Origin of the sequence: Bradyrhizobium sp. (assembly GCF_049691595.1) — a bacterium.
In the GTDB taxonomy this organism is placed as follows: domain Bacteria; phylum Pseudomonadota; class Alphaproteobacteria; order Rhizobiales; family Xanthobacteraceae; genus Bradyrhizobium.
The window spans coordinates 22,225-41,619 of sequence record NZ_JBAVNZ010000270.1 but is presented as its reverse complement, the minus strand read 5'-3'; the positions used below and the strand labels follow the sequence as shown (position 1 = coordinate 41,619).

At 58.8% G+C, this 19,395-nt stretch carries 14 protein-coding genes; 8 read left to right on the top strand and 6 right to left on the bottom strand.

Annotation, left to right across the window (positions count from 1 at the left end):
- Window positions 1-3 precede the first annotated feature (3 nt).
- Window positions 4-1,944: an asparagine synthase (glutamine-hydrolyzing) gene (gene asnB / locus WCE35_RS12195; RefSeq protein ID WP_424593595.1), complete on the bottom strand. Its 1,941-nt coding sequence runs from the start codon at window positions 1,942-1,944 to the stop codon at window positions 4-6.
- Between the two features lie 333 nt (window positions 1,945-2,277).
- Between asnB and WCE35_RS12190 the strand changes: the two genes are divergently transcribed.
- Genes WCE35_RS12190 through WCE35_RS12165 form a run of 6 tightly spaced genes read left to right on the top strand, consistent with a single transcriptional unit; the run spans window position 2,278 to window position 8,481 of the window.
- On the top strand, window positions 2,278-3,591 hold the full coding sequence (locus WCE35_RS12190; protein WP_424593594.1) for an O-antigen ligase family protein: 1,314 nt from the start codon (window positions 2,278-2,280) through the stop codon (window positions 3,589-3,591).
- Complete coding sequence (locus WCE35_RS12185) at window positions 3,546-4,895, top strand: acyltransferase family protein (protein ID WP_424593593.1); 1,350 nt, start codon at window positions 3,546-3,548, stop codon at window positions 4,893-4,895. Before WCE35_RS12190 ends, WCE35_RS12185 begins: the two co-directional genes overlap by 46 nt.
- A gap of 24 nt (window positions 4,896-4,919) precedes the next feature.
- On the top strand, window positions 4,920-5,660 hold the full coding sequence (locus WCE35_RS12180; protein WP_424593592.1) for a PIG-L deacetylase family protein: 741 nt from the start codon (window positions 4,920-4,922) through the stop codon (window positions 5,658-5,660).
- 13 nt (window positions 5,661-5,673) lie between these two features.
- A complete protein-coding gene (locus WCE35_RS12175) occupies window positions 5,674-6,546 on the top strand; it encodes a hypothetical protein (RefSeq protein WP_424593591.1) in 873 nt (290 codons plus the stop codon).
- Window positions 6,547-6,577: 31 nt separating this feature from the next.
- Window positions 6,578-6,802, top strand: a complete 225-nt coding sequence (locus WCE35_RS12170; RefSeq protein WP_424593590.1) for an acyl carrier protein — start codon at window positions 6,578-6,580, stop codon at window positions 6,800-6,802.
- Window positions 6,799-8,481 (top strand): HAD-IIIC family phosphatase, encoded by a 1,683-nt coding sequence (locus WCE35_RS12165; protein ID WP_424593589.1) that lies wholly within the window; start codon window positions 6,799-6,801, stop codon window positions 8,479-8,481. The genes WCE35_RS12170 and WCE35_RS12165 overlap by 4 nt, the downstream gene beginning before the upstream one ends.
- Before the next feature lie 55 nt (window positions 8,482-8,536).
- Here the strand turns inward: WCE35_RS12165 and WCE35_RS12160 are convergent, their stop codons facing one another.
- The 5 genes from WCE35_RS12160 to WCE35_RS12140 form a co-directional block, all read right to left on the bottom strand.
- Complete coding sequence (locus tag WCE35_RS12160) at window positions 8,537-10,477, bottom strand: right-handed parallel beta-helix repeat-containing protein (RefSeq protein WP_424593588.1); 1,941 nt, start codon at window positions 10,475-10,477, stop codon at window positions 8,537-8,539.
- Window positions 10,478-10,619: 142 nt separating this feature from the next.
- The gene (locus WCE35_RS12155) at window positions 10,620-10,862 is read right to left on the bottom strand and encodes an acyl carrier protein (protein ID WP_424593587.1); all 243 of its coding nucleotides are present in this window, start codon (window positions 10,860-10,862) and stop codon (window positions 10,620-10,622) included.
- Entirely contained in the window at window positions 10,859-12,754 is a 1,896-nt protein-coding gene (locus WCE35_RS12150) for an HAD-IIIC family phosphatase (RefSeq protein WP_424593586.1), read from the bottom strand. Before WCE35_RS12150 ends, WCE35_RS12155 begins: the two co-directional genes overlap by 4 nt.
- Before the next feature lie 41 nt (window positions 12,755-12,795).
- Window positions 12,796-13,788, bottom strand: coding sequence for a hypothetical protein (locus WCE35_RS12145; protein WP_424593585.1), 993 nt, complete (start codon window positions 13,786-13,788; stop codon window positions 12,796-12,798).
- A gap of 23 nt (window positions 13,789-13,811) precedes the next feature.
- The gene (locus tag WCE35_RS12140) at window positions 13,812-15,929 is read right to left on the bottom strand and encodes a PQQ-binding-like beta-propeller repeat protein (RefSeq protein ID WP_424593584.1); all 2,118 of its coding nucleotides are present in this window, start codon (window positions 15,927-15,929) and stop codon (window positions 13,812-13,814) included.
- A gap of 152 nt (window positions 15,930-16,081) precedes the next feature.
- On the opposite strand from WCE35_RS12140, the gene WCE35_RS12135 reads away from it, so the two are divergent.
- Both WCE35_RS12135 and WCE35_RS12130 read left to right on the top strand, forming a co-directional pair.
- The gene (locus tag WCE35_RS12135) at window positions 16,082-17,362 is read left to right on the top strand and encodes a polysaccharide pyruvyl transferase family protein (RefSeq protein ID WP_424593583.1); all 1,281 of its coding nucleotides are present in this window, start codon (window positions 16,082-16,084) and stop codon (window positions 17,360-17,362) included.
- Between the two features lie 284 nt (window positions 17,363-17,646).
- Window positions 17,647-19,278, top strand: a complete 1,632-nt coding sequence (locus tag WCE35_RS12130; protein WP_424593582.1) for an MBOAT family O-acyltransferase — start codon at window positions 17,647-17,649, stop codon at window positions 19,276-19,278.
- Window positions 19,279-19,395 lie beyond the last annotated feature (117 nt).

Genomic DNA, 19,395 nt, shown 5'->3' with positions numbered 1-19,395 from the left:
GTCTCACCGGAACACGCGGTTGCGGTGGCACCATCGGACGAACACGTATACCGACCAGACCCGCGACCAATACATGCCGGGCGCCCCGTCGAGGAAGGCTCGCCAGAGCCGCTCCACCGCTGCGGGGTCGAGGCCGACTGGAGCGATGGCCTGCGGGTCCCGCAGGGTCTGATCCATGGCGGCCTTGAGGCCGCGCCGGATCCAGCGATCGAACGGCAGCACGAACCCGCTCTTCGGCCGGTCGAACAGCGCCGGGTCGAGGCCGCGCAGGCCGATGCGCCGCAGCATGGTCTTCCGCCCCAGCGGCCGGTAGCGCGCCCGATCCGGCAGCCGGTCCACGCTCTCGTAGAGGACTTGATCCACCAGTGGCACCCGCTGCTCCAGCGAGGAGGCCATGCTGGCCACGTCGTTGTCGCGCAGCAGCCGCTCGCCCAGGAAGAGCCGCTGCTCCATGACGCTGATGGCCGAGAGCGGCGTGCGGGCTCGGGTCTCGGCGATGACCCGCTGGCGCATGGCCGGGGGCAGGCCGTCGGCCAGCGCCTCGGCGAAGTCCGGCGCCAGGAGTTCACGCTGGAATCCGGGAAGGAAGAGCGCGTAGGCCATCTGGTAGAGCGCCAGCAGATCGTCGCCGTGACGGACCATCTCGGGGAGCTTGGCCCAGCGGGTCTGAGGTGGCACCGCCCCGCCAGAGCTGCGCAGCGGCCAGGTCGCCAGCGTGGCCGCAGCCACCTGCAGGCCGCGCGGCACCCAGGCGGCGCACCGGGACCAATTATGCAGCACCGGCAGATCGCGGTAAGAAGCGTAGCCTCCGAAGAGTTCATCGCCGCCCATGCCAGACAGCGCCACGGTGAATCCGGCGCTGCGGATGGCGTGCGACATGCAGTAGGCGTTAAGCCCATCGAAGGTCGGCTGGTCCAGGCTGTCGAGCGCGGCCTCCAGCTGTTCGACGAAGTGCCCCTCGGTCAGCACCACCTCATGGTGCTGGGTACCGATGGCGGCGGCGATCCGTCTCGCGATGGGGGCCTCGTTAAACTCCTGCTCCTCGAAGGCCAGAGTGAAGGTGTGGATAGGGCTCTGGGCGGCGCGCTGGGCCAGGTTGGCTGTTACCGACGAGTCCACTCCGCCCGAGAGGAAGACCGCCAGGGGCACGTCACTTGCGAGGTGAAGCCTGACCCCCTCCTCCAGGATGACGGCCAAGTCGTCCTCGCCCATGGTCGGATCAGGGGCGTGGTCGGGAATGCACCAGAATTCTTCCTGGCGCACCTCCTTGCCGGCTCCGTCGAACTCGAGAAAGCGGCCCGGCCAGAGCAGGTCGACGCCCTTGACTGCAGTACCAGGGCCAACCACGAAACCGTTCCACACGCCACTGGCGACCGCCTGCGGGTCAAGGTGAGGCGCGCCCAGCAGCCCGGAGGCCAGCAGGGCACGAAGCTCCGAGGCGAACGCCACCGACCAGCCCGAGTCCGGATTTGGCGACCGTGCCAGGTAAAGCGGTTTGATGCCGAGCGGATCCCTGGCCAGCAGAAGTCGGCGCTGCTTTGGGTCCCAGCAGGCGAAGGCGAACATGCCGCGCAGCCAGCTCACCGCTGCCGGCCCGTGCAGGCTGAGCGCGCGCAGCATGATGGCCGTATCGCCGCTCGACTGGAACTCTTGCCCCTCCTCCACCAGGCGCCGCCGCAACTCGCGGAAATTGTAGATCTCGCCGTTGAAAACGATTACGTGCCCGGTCACCGGGTCGACCATGGGCTGGGCACCAGCGGGCGAAAGGTCGAGGATGGACAGCCGACGGTGCCCCAACAGCGCGCCCCAGCCGCGGGCGTCCGGCGTGGAGATCCACGTGCCGCCGGCGTCCGGGCCGCGGTGGATCATGGCGTGGTTCATGCGCTGAAGGGCGGCGCGGTTGGGCTCGTCCAGTCGTCCGATGATCCCAGCAATGCCACACATCAACCAGGTCCTTCGAGAAGTTAATTCCTGCAGGGAACGGCCATGGATCGTTGGCGGATGTCCTACGCCCGGCCATCCCGATTAATCATTATTCGGTATCCGACGGAAATACACCCCGACACGTTTGATTAATAGCGGACAGCAGCGTAAGATTTAATTTGCCCAACGTATTAGGAAGGCATCCAACTCGGCCTCCGACAGAGTGCTAGAATGTCCCAAGCGTCAACGCATTCCTTCAAATCGGGCCGCCCTGAATCCTCCGTTTCGATCTTTGACAAATTCGCAATGATCCCAATCTTGGCGTGTGTTTACGCCGAGATAGCATCTCCATTGTTGATTTACACCACTACCGGCCCTCCCACTGGCGTGTCGCTTGCGGAGAAACTGCAGAGCGTCATGACGCCTCGCCTGGAGAATAAGATCTTCTGGCCCATATTGGCTGCAATTACCCTTGTCTTGGTCGCGCGAAATTGGTCCAGACTTGCTGTGCCTCCCCACATCAAGTGGCTTTTCGCATATCTTGCGTTGGCTGGAACAAGCGTTCTGTGGGCTTTCAAACCGGATGTCTCATTCGTCAGATTTGTTCAGCAAGCGATGATCGTTACATCCATTGTTCTGCCTACCCTGCTGGCGGCTCGAACAGCTGATATGATCCGCGGTTTGTTTCTATGCTTCGCATTCGCTGTGATCCTGAATGTCCCTTTCGTACTCGCGCAGGCCCCCATTACGTTGCAGGAATGGAACCGAGGGGGTGGCCTTGAGACACTGATCATAGGTTATCCGGGGTATTTTACATTTAAGGGGCTTTTGGGAGAATGTGCAGCGATCGCTTTTTTGCTGTCACTTCACGAAATGCTCTATCCCCGCTGGCGCCGAGCGTTGGGTATCATCGTTGCCGGGATCGCCATTTACCTCATGATCGTGAGCCAGTCCAAAGGATCGCTTGGCCTTGCACTTCTTGCTCCATTGCTGGCTGGACTCGTGTTGATTATCACAAGGGTAACGCGCATTTCCACGGCCATCATTCTATTGCCCGTACCATTGTGCTACGCGCTGTTCTCCAGCATAATTGGCAATATTATTAATCGGATCTCATATATATTATTTAATAATTATACCTTGTCGGGTCGTACAATTATATGGGATTTCGTGAATTCAGAGATCGCACGCAAGCCGCTCTTCGGATGGGGATACCAATCCTTTTGGCTCGCGGGACTCGATGCGCCCAGCATCACTGACGCTCCAGGTTGGATCAAGACCATGCCATCTGCCCACAACGGCTATTTGGATACGATGTTGGACACGGGGTATCTTGGTGTCGCAATCCTCATAGCCTTCATCTTCACAACCCTCCACGCCATTGGGCGCTCGGCGGACCGCCAGCCCGCCCGGGCGTGGCTTCTGCTCTCACTTGCTCTCTTTGTTATCCTCACGAATTTTCTTGAGAGCACGTGGCTGCACGGCATGGATGTGTTGTGGCTGATGTTTGTGATTGTCGCTGCTGAAACTGGTCGATACTGGCAGCCTTCCCATCCCGGTGCGTTCAAGCCGCCGCTTCGGGGTCCCGTCATCGCGGGACGGCGCCCGGGCCTTGCGCGCGCGTGGGCCGCCGATGGGCTGGCGCGATTTCCGCGCAGGCGCACGTGACAGCGCCGTCGAATCCACGTGTAGCGGCCGTGTCGGGCGCCGTGGCCTTGGCGAGTGCTAACCGGCGTGGACACCTGCCGGTGCTTGACGGGGTGCGGGGCTTGGCCGTCCTGATGGTCCTGGTGTTCCACTTCGTCGGACAAATGCTGCCCACCAACTGGATCGAACGCACCATCGTCGGCGTGACCAAGTACGGGCTTCTCGGCGTCGACCTGTTCTTCGTGCTGTCCGGTTTCCTCATCACTGGCATCCTCTACGAGGCCCGCAACAAGCCGCACTACTTCCGCAACTTCTATATGCGGCGCCTCCTGCGCATCTTTCCGCTCTATTACGGTGTGCTGGCGCTCGTCTTCATCGTGGCCCCGCTGATCCCGCTGCTGCGGGGGCCGACGCTCGACTACCTGCTGGACCGTCAGGCTTGGGCATGGCTCTACGGCGTCAACATCTACCTCGCCGGGCACAAGGAGTGGTCCTTCTCCTACCTCAACCACTTCTGGTCGCTCTCCGTCGAGGAGCACTTTTACCTCTTCTGGCCGCTGGTGGTTTTCCTGCTGGCGCGCCGGCCGCGGGCGCTCATTGCGGTGAGCCTGGCGATCTCGCTGGGAGCCATGCTGGCCCGCATGATCGGAATTCTCATGGGGTTGAGCTGGTGGGCAACCGTCGTCCTGACCCCTTTCAAGCTTGACGGCTTGGCGCTGGGTGCCTTCCTGGCGGTGATGGCGCGTCAGCCCGGGGGGCTGGATTGGCTGGTGCGGGCCCTGCCTCGGGTCGCGACCGTGGTCGGCGGGCTGGTGGTGGTCACCTTCGTCTGGACCGTTCTGGTGTCGCGCCAGGGGTGGGAGCTGGTAGGGTCGGTTCGGGCAGCGCTGTTCCAGATGCTGCTGGGCTGTCTGCTGGTATGGGCCCTGATCGCGGCGAAGCAGTCAACCATCTCGCGCTTCTTCTGCAGCCGCTGCATGGTCTTCCTGGGCACCTACAGCTACGGCCTGTATGTTTACCATCACTTCATCTCGTACTACCTGACCACCCACAGCACCGAACTGGAGCTGGCGCACTGGCTCGGCTCTCACGGGCTGGCGGTGGCGCTGCAGGCGACACTGGGCGCGTCGGTCTCGGTGGCCCTGGCCTATCTGAGCTACGAGTTGTTCGAGAAACGGTTTCTCAGCCTGAAGCGCCTGTTTGAGACCGCCCAGGAGCTGGCGCCTCATCCATCGCGGCTGGCAGCACCCGGCGTCCTTAAAGGGCGCGCTGTTGGGCAAGGCGCCGGGCCCGGAACAACACCGGCGCGATTCAACGAGCCCTAGGACAGACACAAGGACTGTTCCAACATGCAGCGACCGCTATTCCTTGACAGCATACTCGAGCACACGGCAACGCGTTTTCTTCGCAGCATTCACCGCATCACGCACCGAATGCCTGCCAAGCTTCGCGCGATTGAGAAGCAGCGTGTATTGGTCGTGGCCGCCCATCCCGACGACGAGGTTATCGCAGTCGGCGGCAACCTCGCTCTGCACCGGCGTGTTGGCAGCGAGGTGCTCACGCTGTTCGTCACGCTGGACGCGCCAGCCGCCGATGTCGGCCGACAGGGCGAGGCCGAGCGTGTCGCTCACCTTCTGGGGTTCGATCACCGCTTCCTGGGCTTTCCCGACGGTTCGGTCTCGTTGCACGAGCCGGCAGTCGCCCGCGCGATCGCCGAGGCGATCCGCTCGTTCCGCCCGGAGGTGATCTACTGCCCCTTCCCGGGAGATCACCACCGGGACCATCAGTCGACGGCGGCGTGCACGGGAGCGGCTGTGGAGAAGACCAGCTACCGGGGCGAAGTGTGGTGCTACGAGCTGTGGTCGTGCCTTTGGCCCAACATCGGCGTTGACATCTCATCGGTCGTCGCCGTAAAGCGCGAGGCCATCAACTGCTATGCCTCGCAGGTCGCCTATGTCGATTACGTCGAGGGGGCGCTCGGCCTGAACCGTTTTCGCGGCCTTAAGCTCGGCGTCGACTATGCAGAGGCTCTCTTCGCTTGCGACCCGCGAACGTTCATCAGCGTCTGCCGAACGCTCGCGGTCGTGTGATCGGAGGAGCGCTATGCCGATAATTCGAGAGGCACGGGGCGACGATTTCGAGCGGGTCTATCCACTCCTTCTCGAGTTCAAAAACCCGCACCTGAAGAAGGAGCACTGGCGACAGCTCTTCGTCGATCACAGCGGACTGCAGAACGACCACTTCGGCTGGGTGCTTGTCGACGGCGACGATGTGGTGGGGTTTGTGAGCACTATTTTCAGCGAGCGCACGATTCGCGGTGAGACGGTGCGCCTCTGTAACCTGTCCAACTGGATCGTCAAGCACGAGTATCGTGCATACAGCCTGGCGCTGCACGCGAGAGTCATCGCTGACAGGAGCGTGGCCGTCACGAACCTGAGCCCGACCCCGCATGTGCTCAAGCTCATCGAGAAGCTGGGCTTCACGCTGATGGACAAGTCGGAACGGATCATCCTCCCCGTCGTCACTGGACGAAGCTTCATGGATCGCTGCGAGATCCTCACCGAGCCGGGCGCGGTCGAGGGCGCTATCGAGGGCGAACGCTTGCGGTTCTTTTGGGATCACCAGTTGCCGCATCATCACCACATACTGCTGCGCACGCGCGCGGGCGACTGCTATGTGATGATGAACCGTTCCTTCAAGACAATTCGCGGGAACTTGCGGCTTCCGTTCGCGCGGGTCCACCACATCGGCGCACCCGACATCTTCGTGCGGCACCTGGAGAAGCTTGTGCTGCGCGTCGCCGCATCTCTCAAGGTCGTGGCGATGACCGTCGATGACCGGATGCTGCATGGTGTGGTGCCGTGGCACTCGTTTATGCGACCGGGCGGGGAACGGAAGGCAGCCTTCCGCTCGACGAGGCTCGCCGCGGAAGACATCGACGGCCTTTACACGGAAGCCGTACTTCTGAACTACTGACGGCATGCCCCCAAAACTGGACAGGGACACCATGGTTGAGAAACTGATCGCGATCGTCGCCGCAGCGTTGCGGGTGCCGACGTCGACGCTCACGCTGGACACCGGACCGGGCGATCTGCAGGCGTGGGACTCGCTTGCCCAGATCAACGTCGTCTCGGAGATCGAGGCGGAGTTCGGAGTTTCGATTCCCATTGAGCAGGTAGCAGAGATTCGACACATCCGCGATTTTCTCCGTTATCTCGAGAACACACCATGAAATGCGCCCTGCTCTCAAACGTTAACATCGAGTCCATCGCCCGCCAGATGGAACGCCACGAGGTGCACATCGCGCAGGGATACGGGGTATGGACGCAGGAACTCGCCGACCCTGCCTCCGAGACATTCAGCTCCGGACCATCCAGCGTCTTCCTGATCATCGACGGCGCAGAGCTGTTGCGCGGCCAGCGAGGACCGGAGCTAAGGCTTGCCGAGGTTGATGAGCACCTGGCATGGATCGAACGGGCCGCCGAGCTTGCGCCGGGGATCAAGTTCTTCGTCTCGACGGTAGATGTACCTGCACGGACGTTGCGGCCGCTGAAGGAAGAGCACGTGGAGCGGCGCCTGGAGCAGCACTGGCAGAGAGGCATCGCTCGTGCCAGTGCCAGCCACGCCAACATCTACATTTTCGATCTCAAAGGGCTGGTAGAGCAAGTCGGCCGCACGTTGCTTTACTCCAACAAGCGCTGGTATCTGGGTGGATTGCGCTTCTCGACCGCCGGCGAGAAGCTTATCGCCAGAGAGCTCGAGCGCATCCTCGACGCCCAAATCGTCGCCCGGAAGAAATGCCTGCTGCTCGACCTCGATAACACCTTGTGGGGCGGCGTCATCGGTGAAGACGGCGTCAAGGGAATCCAGTTGTCAGAAACCGGCGAGGGAGCACGTTACAGGGACTTTCAGCTCCGCATCCGGGAACTCGGCAGGATGGGAGTCATCCTGGGAATCGTTTCGAAGAACAATGAAGCCGATGCCTTCGAGGTCTTGGAGGGGCACGAGCACATGGTGCTCAGGAAAGGCGACTTCGCAGCGACGAAGATCAACTGGTCGGCAAAAGCCCAGAATATCGCCGAGCTTGCGCAAGATCTCGATATTGGCATGGACAGTATCGTCTTCATCGACGACAACCCCGTGGAGCGCGAAGCTATCCGGACTGCGCTGCCGGAGGTCACGGTTCCCGAGTTTCCGGCGGACACATGTGAGCTCACCGCTTTCTTCGAGCGGGTGTACAAGGAGTGCTTCTTCACACTCGAATCCACCGAGGAGGATCGCAAGCGCACCGAGACGTACTTGACCAACGCCAGGCGCGCTGCCGAGCGCACCGCCGCTCCCTCGATCGAGGAGTTCCTGGCCGGGTTGCGCACCAGGATCTTTTTGACACGGGCGCGCGATGAGGATTTCGGCCGCGCCGCCCAGCTCACGCAGAAGACGAACCAGTTCAACCTGACGACGCGTCGCTATACGGAGCAGGAGCTGCGCGCGCTGCAAACGACGCCAGGCGCAGCGGTGTTCATCGCCTCGGTAGCGGACAAGTATGGCGACAACGGCAAAGTGCTCGTGAGTATCGTGCGCAGAGAAGCACCTGGTACGGCCGAGCTGGATACCTTTCTCATGAGTTGCCGCGTGCTGGGCCGCTTCATCGAGGACCAGATCCTCGATCATCTGGTAAAGGAACTACGCGCTGGCGGCTTCACCAGGCTGCGCGTACGGTTTGTTCCAACCGGGAAGAACGCGCCGGCTCGCACTTTCGTCGAGCGCTTGCAGGGCGGCCGGCTGGAGTCGGATGCCGAGAGCGGGGCGCAGACATGGGAGTTCGACATCTCGAACGCGTCGCCGGTGACGAAAGCAGCCTACGCCGAGCTGCTGACGAAGCCACTCCCCCTTGCCGAGACTGTCTCATGACCCGCGCGCCGAGCGTCACCGGCTACCGCTTCTACAGCGGCGGCACGCAGAGACCTCACTCGATCATGCATGTCGGCATCTTGCCTTGCTCCAGGCACGCTCTGGCCGGCAGGATGCTGGTGGTGCCATTCGAGGGATTCACCCAGGGCCAGGGATTCGAACCGAAGAACGCTGGCTTCGCGGTCAGGTAAAGAGAGTCCGGGATCACTCGCGGCGGGCCGGACCCAACCGCTCCACCGATGCCATGCCACCGTTGCGATCGTGTAACCCAATCCCAGTTCCCATCGCGAAGCTGTGTTCGATAGGTCGTCGGCACCCAGGTCCACCCGCCAGCCTGCTGTGAACCGATGGACCACATGGTCACTTCGCCATCCCTCGGAAATCCCCCGAGCAGCTCGTACGACCATGCGTTTTGCGCGTAGGAATAACCGCGCTGGTTGTATCTCAAGAGCGATTGCCCTTGAAACCCCAGCACGTTGCCGACAAGGTTCGTGTAGTCGCCATGCGCCTGTATGTCCACCGCGGTGCGTCCCTGGAGGTCCTTGTAGGGGTAGGCGTCATGTTTGTATGTATCCAGGGGCGGGCGGGCGGCGCGAAGACCAGACAGGTGATTGCGGAATACAGTGATGTATATCGAGTTGCCCCAAAAGCTGTCGCCTTTGTAGTTGTGGCTGTAGTTGCCTTCCAGCAATTCCATATGCGGGGTGGTGTAATGGCCAGCGTTAAGTCCAGCCTCCGGTTGACTCGGATAGTATGAGCCAAACGCATCGTCCATATAGTTGTAGGCGATGACGTTCCCGCCTCCGGTAGCTCGCATCACGATATTCTTGTTGCCGTACCACATGACATTGTTTTCGACGAGATTGTCGGATGCGCCCCAATTGAGGCCGACCAGGTATCCCCCACCGCCTGGGTTCGGGTCCGGCGTCTCGTGGATATACGAATCTCTAAGCACGCTTCGGAATGTTCCGTAGAAGCCGATCGAGGTGCCGACGGACCAGTGCGCCTCGACATTCTTGACCCAGCAATAGGCGCAGAGGGCTACGGCGATATTGCCATGCCCGTCGCCGCCCATCCCGCCATAGACGTAAAGATCTTCGATGCCCACACGATGCAGGACCGGGTTCGCATACCGCGACAGTTGGGCCGCGTACTCTGTCTTGAATGTTATATGGAAGGGCGTTGAGAACGTAATGGTGTTGCCGCTCACCGCGGTCACCTCCATCATCTGTGCAAGTGAACGGTCTTGGCGAGCGAACCATCTCCGCGACCCTCCGCCGGGCGGATTGTGTTGTGGTCCCCACCACACCCGCGGATCATTGTCTGTTACCTGATCGATGAGGACGATCTCACCAACTGCGATTCTCGGACTGCTCGCGAGCGTAAGCGAGTCTGTGCCCTTTACCGCATCTGCGGCAAGGTTGATCGAGGACGAAAACTCGGCCGCATTATTTCCTGCATAGAGAATGGCGAAGCTGCGATTTGTGTCGCGATCGGCTTTGATGAGTCGAGTGCCTCCATTGCCCGATCCCAACGCGCCGGTGCCTGAGCCGCGCAATGTGCAGTCAGAACTCCTGAAGCCCAGACCGCCACCGTTGATTTGGAAGGTACCAGGACCAAGCTTTACCACCTGATCGCGCGGACAGGTATCGAGAGCCCTCTGGATCGCCGCCGTGTCGTCGAGAGAGCCTCCTCGCGGAGAGAGCGTCTGATATATCGTCGTCCGATTCGGGATGCCGCCTACGGCGTTGAGTCCCGGATTCCACGTCGTCATTCGATCTGCCGGAATGATTTCCGCCATCGGTGTCGTCGCGTTTGCGCTCTGCGAGAGCGTGGTGTCCTGCGCGAGAACGCGGCTGCCGTTCCCGGAATCGTCTCCAGCGAAACCGCTCGTCTCACCCACCGTGCCCGTGACGGCCAAAAGCGCGCCGGGAATAACAAACGGCGCGGCGAGCACGACGAGCAATGTACGACGCACACCGGCGATCAATTGCACGGATGAATTCCTCTTTCAGGCTGTTGAGAATCTATACAACAGTTCTTGCCTGGGAAGCACTACTGACAAGCGATCACGTCGCCATCCTGAGGCCTCAAACCCTGGATGCCTTGTCATCGGCGCCAGACGACCGCGTCGACATCTAGGTCGACATGTTCTTTAATTCCGTGACGATCGCGCCCACGTTCGCAAATGACTCGATGTCAGCTACTTTGAATTTCACGCCAAATTCGATTTCGACTGCGACGATGAAGTTTATGTAATTGAATGAATCCCAGTTGGGAACCTCCTCACGTTGAGTTTCCATCGTCAGCACGATCGAGTCGTCCAGCAGCAGATCGCGAAGAATACGGGTAAATTTGGTCAGGACCTCTTGATCCGTCATACCCCAACTCCAGCGCGCGCAATGCAACTCTGATGGGTGACATAATCTGCAAGATTGAGGAACCAGCGCGTCGCTCCGCTGCTGGCTTCCCGCTCGCCAACGGCAACAAAGCCAAGGCTCGGATAAAGCGCACTGATCACGTTGTTCCTGGGCGTGGCAATGTAATCCGCGATAAACCCCTTTATTCCAAGCCGACGAGCCGCCTCGACTGCAACGTTCATGGCTTCAAACTCGAGCCGTCGACCGAACACGCGGCAGCTCATGACCCAATTGTCGATTTCAAGCACGTTTTCCTCATCAGCAGTGGGGCGAAGAATCATCGCGCTGACGAGACCATTGTCACCGATACGATCCAAAAGGCGGAATTGCAGTGTCAAAACGCCGGGCAGTCCAGCAAGATGGGTTATCTCATCGGAGGTGTATCGCCGGGTTGTCGCGTTAAATTGATTGGTCTTGTTGAACAGCTGGACGATGCGGGTGTGATCAACGGCGGTGAAAGGGCCGCACACAACCGACATTTCAAGGCCGCGAAGAAACTCGTCGATATTTTGCGCAGATCCGAGCAAGGTCTCGCGTTCGGCATTTGCCGCGTAGAGCTCGGTGCGGTGCCGATCCTCGGACGTAAAGGCCACTGCTTCGAAGTAACCCGCATCGGACAGGCAGCGCACGTAGTGTGCAGCATCATCTGGCAATTCCGGCACGGCGACCGCCGGCAAGCTCTGCCGGATGCGCGCCCGTTCGACCGGGTTGTCATCGACAAAGACCAGACTATCGATACCGATGTTGAGGCGGGTCGCGATGGCCTTGAGGTTTTCCGCCTTATCATCCCAATTAGCCACGAAAGCAGCGATATCGGAGCGACGAAGCAGCATTTCGGGATGCTCGTGAAATACCGCTTCGGCGGTCTTTGCCTCGTTCTTGGAGCAGACGGCCAGAATAACCCCACGCTCCCTGAGTTGCTTGGCATAGCGCTGCAGGGCCAGATGTGCCTCGCCAGCCGCGCTCCCCTCGCCAATAACGATGCCCTCCAGCCCGTCGTCCCCGATCACGCCGCCCCACAAGGTGTTGTCAAGATCGAGGACAAGGCATTTCTTCGACAGCCCGCGTTGAGCAGCCAGGATCCGAGCGACAAGATCGCCGTATAGTGGCGCCGCCTGCGGGGCGATTTCCAGCTTGCCCTGAAGCCAGCGCCCTGCATCGAACCACGCGTCAATCCCGTCGCGTTCGCTGACACGGGCTATATCGAGGAGCAATACGCCATCCGACATTGCAGCCTCGCATAGTCGATCGTTGAGCCGCGCCACCACCCGCGTCGGCGCCCCGGGGACGAGCCGATCGTAGCTGCCAAACAACGTTTCGCTCACGTCAATGAAGGTTTGTTGAATGATTGTGGCATTGTAGATCTCGCGCGCCTTTTGCCAAAGCGACCGCAACTCGCCGATGAATCCCGCAATGATCCTGTCGACTTCTTCAAGAGTCGCTGTCAACGGAACGCTGGAAATCACCTCTCGGCCGGAGAGCGAGAACAACATAATCTGCGGCGCAAATTGACGGAGAGAGGAACTCGGATCGAGAACCTCTTGCCGGTATTGCCCATATGCCCCGCTATGTACGTCAATCAGCAATCTTCGGCGCAAGCCGGCGACCCGGATCGCAGGCGATAATTGATCGACAGTCGCGGAGGCAAGGACGGCGAGCCGAATCGACAAAAATCCGGGCGCTTCCTTTAGATCCAATCGGCCGAATGCGCGATCAAGCTGAACTGTTTCGAGGAATCCAAGTCGATAACCGGCCAAGGATGCCAACTTCTCCAGGCACGCTGTTGGCTTGGCGGTTTCCAGGGCCGCGCGGAGCTCGCCGCGGAAATTAGCGGCGAGCGGCAGCCAGTTCATCGTCGGACAGCGAGAGGCGATGCTCATCGTAACGACCGAATTCATTGCGAGACGGGTTGATGCGCCGACGGACGCGCCGTGCCTTGTTCTTCAAGACACGACCGAATCCTGGAGCCCGCTGCCAGAAAAAAAGCTTTGGACCAGCGTTCTGCGCTCGGCTGATCCAGGTGGATCCCGTCGTAGGTCTGGAGCCCCTCCAGGAATCCAGGTGTCACTAACTTCGCACCAACGCCCACTGCGATGGCGTTTGCGTTTCCGATTTTCGTATCGACAAACGGAACCGTCGTTAATATTACACATTTGTCCTGGGCAAAGTGCGACAGGAAATCGATCGCGGCAGCTATGTTGCTGTCAACAACATTCTGACTGACGATCTGATCATATGAAACCGGGGTAATCTTCCGTTGAGCGGCCCCCGCTGCGTAATATGCCCCAGTTTCACGTGAACGAAAGATGGCAAATTTAGTGCCGCAAAGCCGAGCCAATGCCTTGCAAATCGGCTGGTGAATACGTTGCCAGAAACGCTTGCCCTCGTACTTATGTCGTGCCTCCGGATCGTGGAAGATCGTCTTCACGGGCGGGCTTTCCGACCGATCGAAGAAGTCGTCAACATTGATCACGAAGACTCGGGCTCGCGGGCGGATTGTGCGCAGAAGTTCCTCCGCGAAGATGACATTCTCATAGTATAAAAATCCCATGAGATAATACCGGGCCGAAGCTGCCGAGAACCAATCGACCGTCGCAGCTGCGGAGAAAGCGAGCTGAAGGCGGCTATTCCCAAGAAACAGCACGTCCGCGTTCCCGGCAAAGTCTCGCGCGGCAGGCTCCAAGTCAAACTGGAAGGCTCCGTGCTCATAGTCGGCATAACTCGCTCCCTGGCAATAGGCGAGGTATCGATCGGCGCTGTATCCGTCGGCCGGGCAAGAGAATATGGTCTGAGTCCGGATCTGGTACCCGAAGGCAACGCAAGCAGCCGTCAAAACAACACATGCATAGATCGCCGGCCGGGCTGCAAACAGGCCTGTGGACGTCATTGGCGAACTGAAAAAGCTTTTCATCATAGCCCGAACACGAATAGTGCGCGGCCTGCCGCCACAGCAATTGCCTGTTCTCCGTCAATCCTGAACGAGATTGGAGGGGACAGGGTAGACCCGCCAAGCGACTGTTTGAAGACTTCACGTCCGCTGTCCGCATCAAGCGCGAAGAGGCTCCCTCCGGACGCCCCAAACACCAGTGCCCCTCTGGTTGCCAGCAGGCCGCTGTAATCGCGCCCGGGGACCGATTCTCTGTATTGCCATTTTCGTGAGCCGGTGGCGGCGTCAAGCGCGACGACCAGGCGGGTCGGCGGCTCGACTTGGCTCCAGCTGCTGCCAAGAGCATATCCGTGCGGCTCCCTCACCGCTTCATTCGGGGAGCGTTTTGAAAACACGGAGCTGCTCTCGGTTGCGGGGATAAATATAGATCCTCGTTCTTGATCGAAGGCCGGGTTTTGCCAGTTCGCCGCGCCAATGCCAGGTCTTATGCGACGACCGGCTGTCGACACCTTGGCAGCCTCCACAAGGATCGGCCGTCCTGCCGGGGTAAGTCCGCTCGCCCAATCAATTTCAACGAACGGTACCCCGGTCAAGAACTCTCCTGTGACTCGGTCGAGCACGTAATAGAATCCGTTCCTGTTCGCCCAGCAGATCACCTTGCGGACCATACCTTTGATCGAAAGGTCTGCGAGAATCGGCGTCTGGGCCGCATCCCAGTCGTGTTCATCATGCGGGGTAAACTGAAAATACCATGCAAGCTTGCCAGTGCTCGCGTGCAACGCAATCACGCTGTTGGTGAACAGGTTGTCGCCAGGTCGCACGTCGCCTAAAAAATTCGGGCTTGGATTGCCGACACCCCAATAGAGCAGATCGGTCGATGGATCATAGCTTCCGGTAACCCATGTCCCACCGCCGCCCGTTCGCCATGCATCGTTCTCCCACGTCTCGTGCCCGAGATCACCAGGCCCCGGGGTCGTGTAGAATTTCCACTGTTGCTGGCCGCTCGATGCATCATATGCAGCAAGGAACCCGCGAATTCCGAACTCGCCTCCTGCGATCCCCACGATCACGAGACGATTTACAGCGAGAGGCGCCCCGGTGATTGAGTAACCGCTGGATGGGCTTGCCACCGACGTTTCCCAAATAACCTTCCCGTCGGCCGCATTGAGAGCGACCAAATACCCGTCCAGGGTGCCGAAAAAGAGCGTACCGCCACTTACCGCAAGCCCTCGATTCACCGGTCCGAATCCCAGCGGCCCGTCGCTCGGAATCGGTCGCGTGTATTGCCAGATCACATCGCCGGTCCTCACATTCAACGCCAGGACATGCCCGGCGTCCGCGGCGATAAATATGATTCCATCGACCACGAGAGGCGTGGCTTCGATATTCTGTTGGCCGATGTCGAATTGCTTGATCCATCGAGCCCGCAGCCGAGCGACGTTTGCAGGAGTAATTTCGGCGAGCGATGTGTGACGCCATCCATCATAGGAGCCGGAATAGGTGAGCCATTCGTCCGTATTGTTTCCGGCAGTCCGCAAACGTTCGCCGCTAACGTCAATAACCAGCCGTGACGGCTCTTGATCCTCGGGCAAATGGGCTTGTAACGTTTTCACGTAGGCAGTAACCCGCAGGATCTCGGATAGCGATAGATCGGCCCGCGGCATGGCCGTACCAGGAACACCATCCCTCACGACTTGGTAGATGGCCAGGTCGCTATCGCCATGATTATATGCTGATCGGGCCAGCGATGGACCAACTGAACCACCTGATCCATCATTCCCATGGCATCCCGAGCACCGTTCGTGAAAAATGCGGGCTCCCACCCTGCGATCTCCGGCGCTGGCAACCGAACTAAACTGGAGAGCAGCCTCCAAGCTGCGCCCTTCCGCGCAACTTAACCCGCTTCCGGGTTGCGACAGCCCCCAAACCTCCGACCATGAAAGCTTGGGGATTTTGCCCTGTGCCTTTTGCAGGTATAGGTGCACCCGGCATGAGATCGCGGTCCAGGTTTTCTCGTTCAACGCGAGCCCTGGCCCCTCAACCGAATTCCAGCGACCCAGTTGCCGCTGCAAAGTCGTCGCGCACAGAACCACGAGAATGACAGCTGCGGCCATCACGAATGTTGGCTTTTTGATCTTCATATGCCGGCGACCTAGAACAAGATAAATCTATACCATTTTTTGAAAAAAACTAAATAAACAAACTAGAAAAATAAACAATTTACCCTAAAACGTTGTGCGTGTGCCAGGGTGACGGCCGCCAACAGGACACGGCTTCGGAAGTAAACCGCAACATGAAAGAGCGCAAAAAAAAGCGCACCAAGATTGCCTTTTTTGGGCATTTCGATGCGACCAATCTAGGTAATGAGAGTACTCTTCGGGCCATTCTTCACCATCTTCGTTGCCACCAACCGGATGCGGAAGTGACATGCATCAGTACGGGCCCGGAGACTATCGTTGCAAGCCATCAAATCGAAGCGATCCCGATTTCGGAGGACTTCGTTAAATCCTGGAGCCCCCGAGGTCGCCTTCTCAGATTGATGCGACGGGTTGTCGTTGGAATACCGAGCGAGCTTTACCGGTGGATTGCTGGTTTTTCGAGGCTCGGACGTACAGACGTTCTCATCGTCGCAGGAACGGGACTGCTAACGGATGCCTACGGTCTTACAGACTGGGGTCCGTACAACCTATTTAAATGGACATTGATTGCAAAGATCTGCCGCTGCAAATTGTTTTTTGTAAGCGTCGGAGCTGGTCCCATCACCAGCGCTGCCGGTAAGTGGCTCATTAAATCGGCGCTCTCCTTGGCGGACTTTCGAAGTTATCGAGACAATTCGAGTGTGCAATGCCTCAATGGTATTGGATTCTGTACGGACAATGACCGGGTCTATCCAGATCTGACGTTCAGTCTTCCCGTTGCCGTGGCATCTCACGCGCACCCTGAGAGGCGCCAGCGAACCGTCGTTGGTCTCGGCCTGATGGCCTATTCCGGACAGTATAAGAGGATCCCCGGTGATGAACAGAATACCATCCCTGAACAAAGCAATGCGAGCCATCTGGCTTATTTGGAAGTTCTCGCGAACCTGGCCGGGTGGCTGCTAGCGCGAGAAAATGATGTTCGATTGCTGATCGGGGATCTTGCAGACGTAAGCACGAGACAGGAGTTCAAATGTCTGCTGCGAAAGCGGCCCTCGGTGTCTGGTGAAGCGCATATTATCGATGAGCCGATCCGTTCCGTTGATGACCTGTTGTCGCAGATTGCAGCAACCGACATCGTAGTCGCAACGCGGTTTCACAATGTTCTTTTGGCATTACTGTGCGAGAAGCCGGTTATCTCCATCTCATTTCATCACAAGTGCTCGTCGCTGATGAGCGCAATGGGATTGTCGAGTTACTGCCTGGACATCAATGATCTGAAAACAGACAGGCTGATTGAAAAGTTTTGTGAAGTGGAACGGAATGCGGACAGCATCAAAGCTTCAATCAGAGAGAAAGCCGGGGAATTCCGCGAAGCTTTGGATGAGCAGTACAGGCTTATTTTCAACGATACGTGGCGTCGAGCAGGTAATCGGTAATGCACGCGTCCCTCTGAAAACATCACGTCGATCGCACAGTGAGCGAGCGCATGGTGCGGGCCGGCTCCGGCTTGCGCGGCTGCACGTGGATGCCGTCGGCCCAGAAGTGGATCGAGCGGTTGATGGTTGGCCGACGCTCGCCACAAGACCTGTCGATCAGCCGATTGACCTCGCCGCCTGAAACGATACCTTCATGTTTCCGGAGAACGCGCTACGCCCAATTCCAACCGCTTCCCGGACGGCACCTCTTATGCAGCACGCCAAGGGCCAAAGGACAGTCGCCAATGCTCTTCAATTCGACTGAATTTCTTTTCGTCTTTCTGCCGGTCACTCTCGCCGGATTCTATTTGCTTGGCACCGTCTCCCGAAACTCGGCGATCCGCTGGCTTATTCTCTTGTCACTCCTATTTTATGCGTGGTGGCGACCGGTCAACGTACTGATTATCGCGCCCTCAATCATTATCAACTACGTCTTAGCGAGGATCCTGCGGCGGCTGAACGACAGCAACGGCTCGCCAAGCGTCTCCAAAGCGGTGTTGCTGCTCGGTATTTCGTTCAACGTGATATTTTTGGGAGTCTTTAAATATACCGATTTTGTTTCGGGTGCGATCAATGATGTATTCGGCGCGAATCTCGTGCTGAGGCACATCATTCTCCCTCTCGGGATATCTTTTATCACCTTTCAAAAGATCGCATTCCTGGTTGATGTACAGGCGGGGAAGGTGAGATCATTTACCTTCCAGGATTATTGCACGTTTGTGTTGTTCTTTCCCCAGCTCATTGCCGGCCCCATTGTACATTATCGGGAAATGATGCCGCAGTTTCATGATGTCTCATGCCGCTTCGACAAGGAGAACTTTGCCGTCGGGCTTACGTTATTGTCTTTTGGTTTGTTCAAGAAGATAATTTTAGCCGATCAAATCGCACTTCTTGTTACGCCGCTCTATCAGCACGCTGCGACGGAAGGCGGAACTTCCTTTTTGATGGCGTGGATGGCGGCGATCGGATTCACACTGCAGCTCTATTTCGACTTTTCTGGTTATACAGACATGGCGCTCGGCCTGGCGCGGTTCTTCGGGATTCGGCTGCCACAAAACTTCGATTCGCCGCTCCGCGCTTCCAGCATTATCGATTTCTGGCTGCGATGGCATATGACGTTGACGCGTTTCCTGACGGCATACATTTACAATCCTTTGCAGCTCTGGTTGACAAGGCGTCGGCTGGCAAAGGGGCAACGCGGATTTGGCGGGCCTAATACCCAGGTTGGGGCGTTTGTTTCGCTGCTGATGTTTCCCACGATCTTGACGATGTTCGTCTCCGGATTTTGGCACGGTGCCGGTTATGGATTTATTGTTTGGGGTTTGCTGCACGGTTTGTATCTCACCATCAACCATGGATGGCGCGTGGTAGCAGCGCGGCTTTGGCCGGACAGGAAGAGCTATGTCCGTGTCATGAAACCTGTGGGTTGGGTCCTGACTTTTGTCGCAGTCACTGCCTCGATGGTTTTCTTCCGATCTGCGACGATTACATCGGCCGTCGATATCATGAAGGGCCTCATGGGGCTGAACGGCGTAGCACTGCCACAAGCTTTGTTTGACCAGTCGGGTCCCCTCGGCGCAGCGTTGCATGGGCTCGGCGTAATTGCCGCCCAATCCTGGACTGTTCGAGATTTTGCGCAGCTGGCGATTTGGATTTCCGTCCTGATGTTCGTAGCCCTTGCCTGTCCCAATACCCTCCAAATCCTGTCCCGGTATGAACCAGCATTGGGCGTGAAGCCGCGGCCAGCCAAGCTGGGAATTGGGAGAATCCTTGAATGGGATGCCTCGCTTCCCTGGGCCATAGTGATGTCCGGCATTGCGGCGATTGCCATCGCGTCCATAAGCGGCCCAAGTGAGTTTTTGTACTGGCAGTTCTGAGGGTCCGCCGCCTTCTCGTATTTGGGCGTGCAGCTCTCGATGAAGGCGTGGAACGCCAGTTCGGCAGCAGCCCCGGTTTCGGCCATCCAGATCTACTGCAAGGCACGTTTGGCCCCG

Excerpts from the sequence above, each read along its gene's own strand:
- WCE35_RS12130 (WP_424593582.1), top strand. The coding sequence starts at position 17,647 with ATGCTCTTCAATTCGACTGAATTTCTTTTCGTCTTTCTGCCGGTCACT.
- WCE35_RS12150 (WP_424593586.1), bottom strand. The coding sequence starts at position 12,754 with ATGAACTGGCTGCCGCTCGCCGCTAATTTCCGCGGCGAGCTCCGCGCG.
- WCE35_RS12180 (WP_424593592.1), top strand. The coding sequence starts at position 4,920 with ATGCAGCGACCGCTATTCCTTGACAGCATACTCGAGCACACGGCAACG.
- WCE35_RS12155 (WP_424593587.1), bottom strand. The coding sequence starts at position 10,862 with ATGACGGATCAAGAGGTCCTGACCAAATTTACCCGTATTCTTCGCGAT.
- WCE35_RS12145 (WP_424593585.1), bottom strand. The coding sequence starts at position 13,788 with ATGACGTCCACAGGCCTGTTTGCAGCCCGGCCGGCGATCTATGCATGT.
- asnB (WP_424593595.1), bottom strand. The coding sequence starts at position 1,944 with ATGTGTGGCATTGCTGGGATCATCGGACGACTGGACGAGCCCAACCGC.
- WCE35_RS12170 (WP_424593590.1), top strand. The coding sequence starts at position 6,578 with ATGGTTGAGAAACTGATCGCGATCGTCGCCGCAGCGTTGCGGGTGCCG.
- WCE35_RS12140 (WP_424593584.1), bottom strand. The coding sequence starts at position 15,929 with ATGAAGATCAAAAAGCCAACATTCGTGATGGCCGCAGCTGTCATTCTC.
- WCE35_RS12135 (WP_424593583.1), top strand. The coding sequence starts at position 16,082 with ATGAAAGAGCGCAAAAAAAAGCGCACCAAGATTGCCTTTTTTGGGCAT.
- WCE35_RS12165 (WP_424593589.1), top strand. The coding sequence starts at position 6,799 with ATGAAATGCGCCCTGCTCTCAAACGTTAACATCGAGTCCATCGCCCGC.
- WCE35_RS12175 (WP_424593591.1), top strand. The coding sequence starts at position 5,674 with ATGCCGATAATTCGAGAGGCACGGGGCGACGATTTCGAGCGGGTCTAT.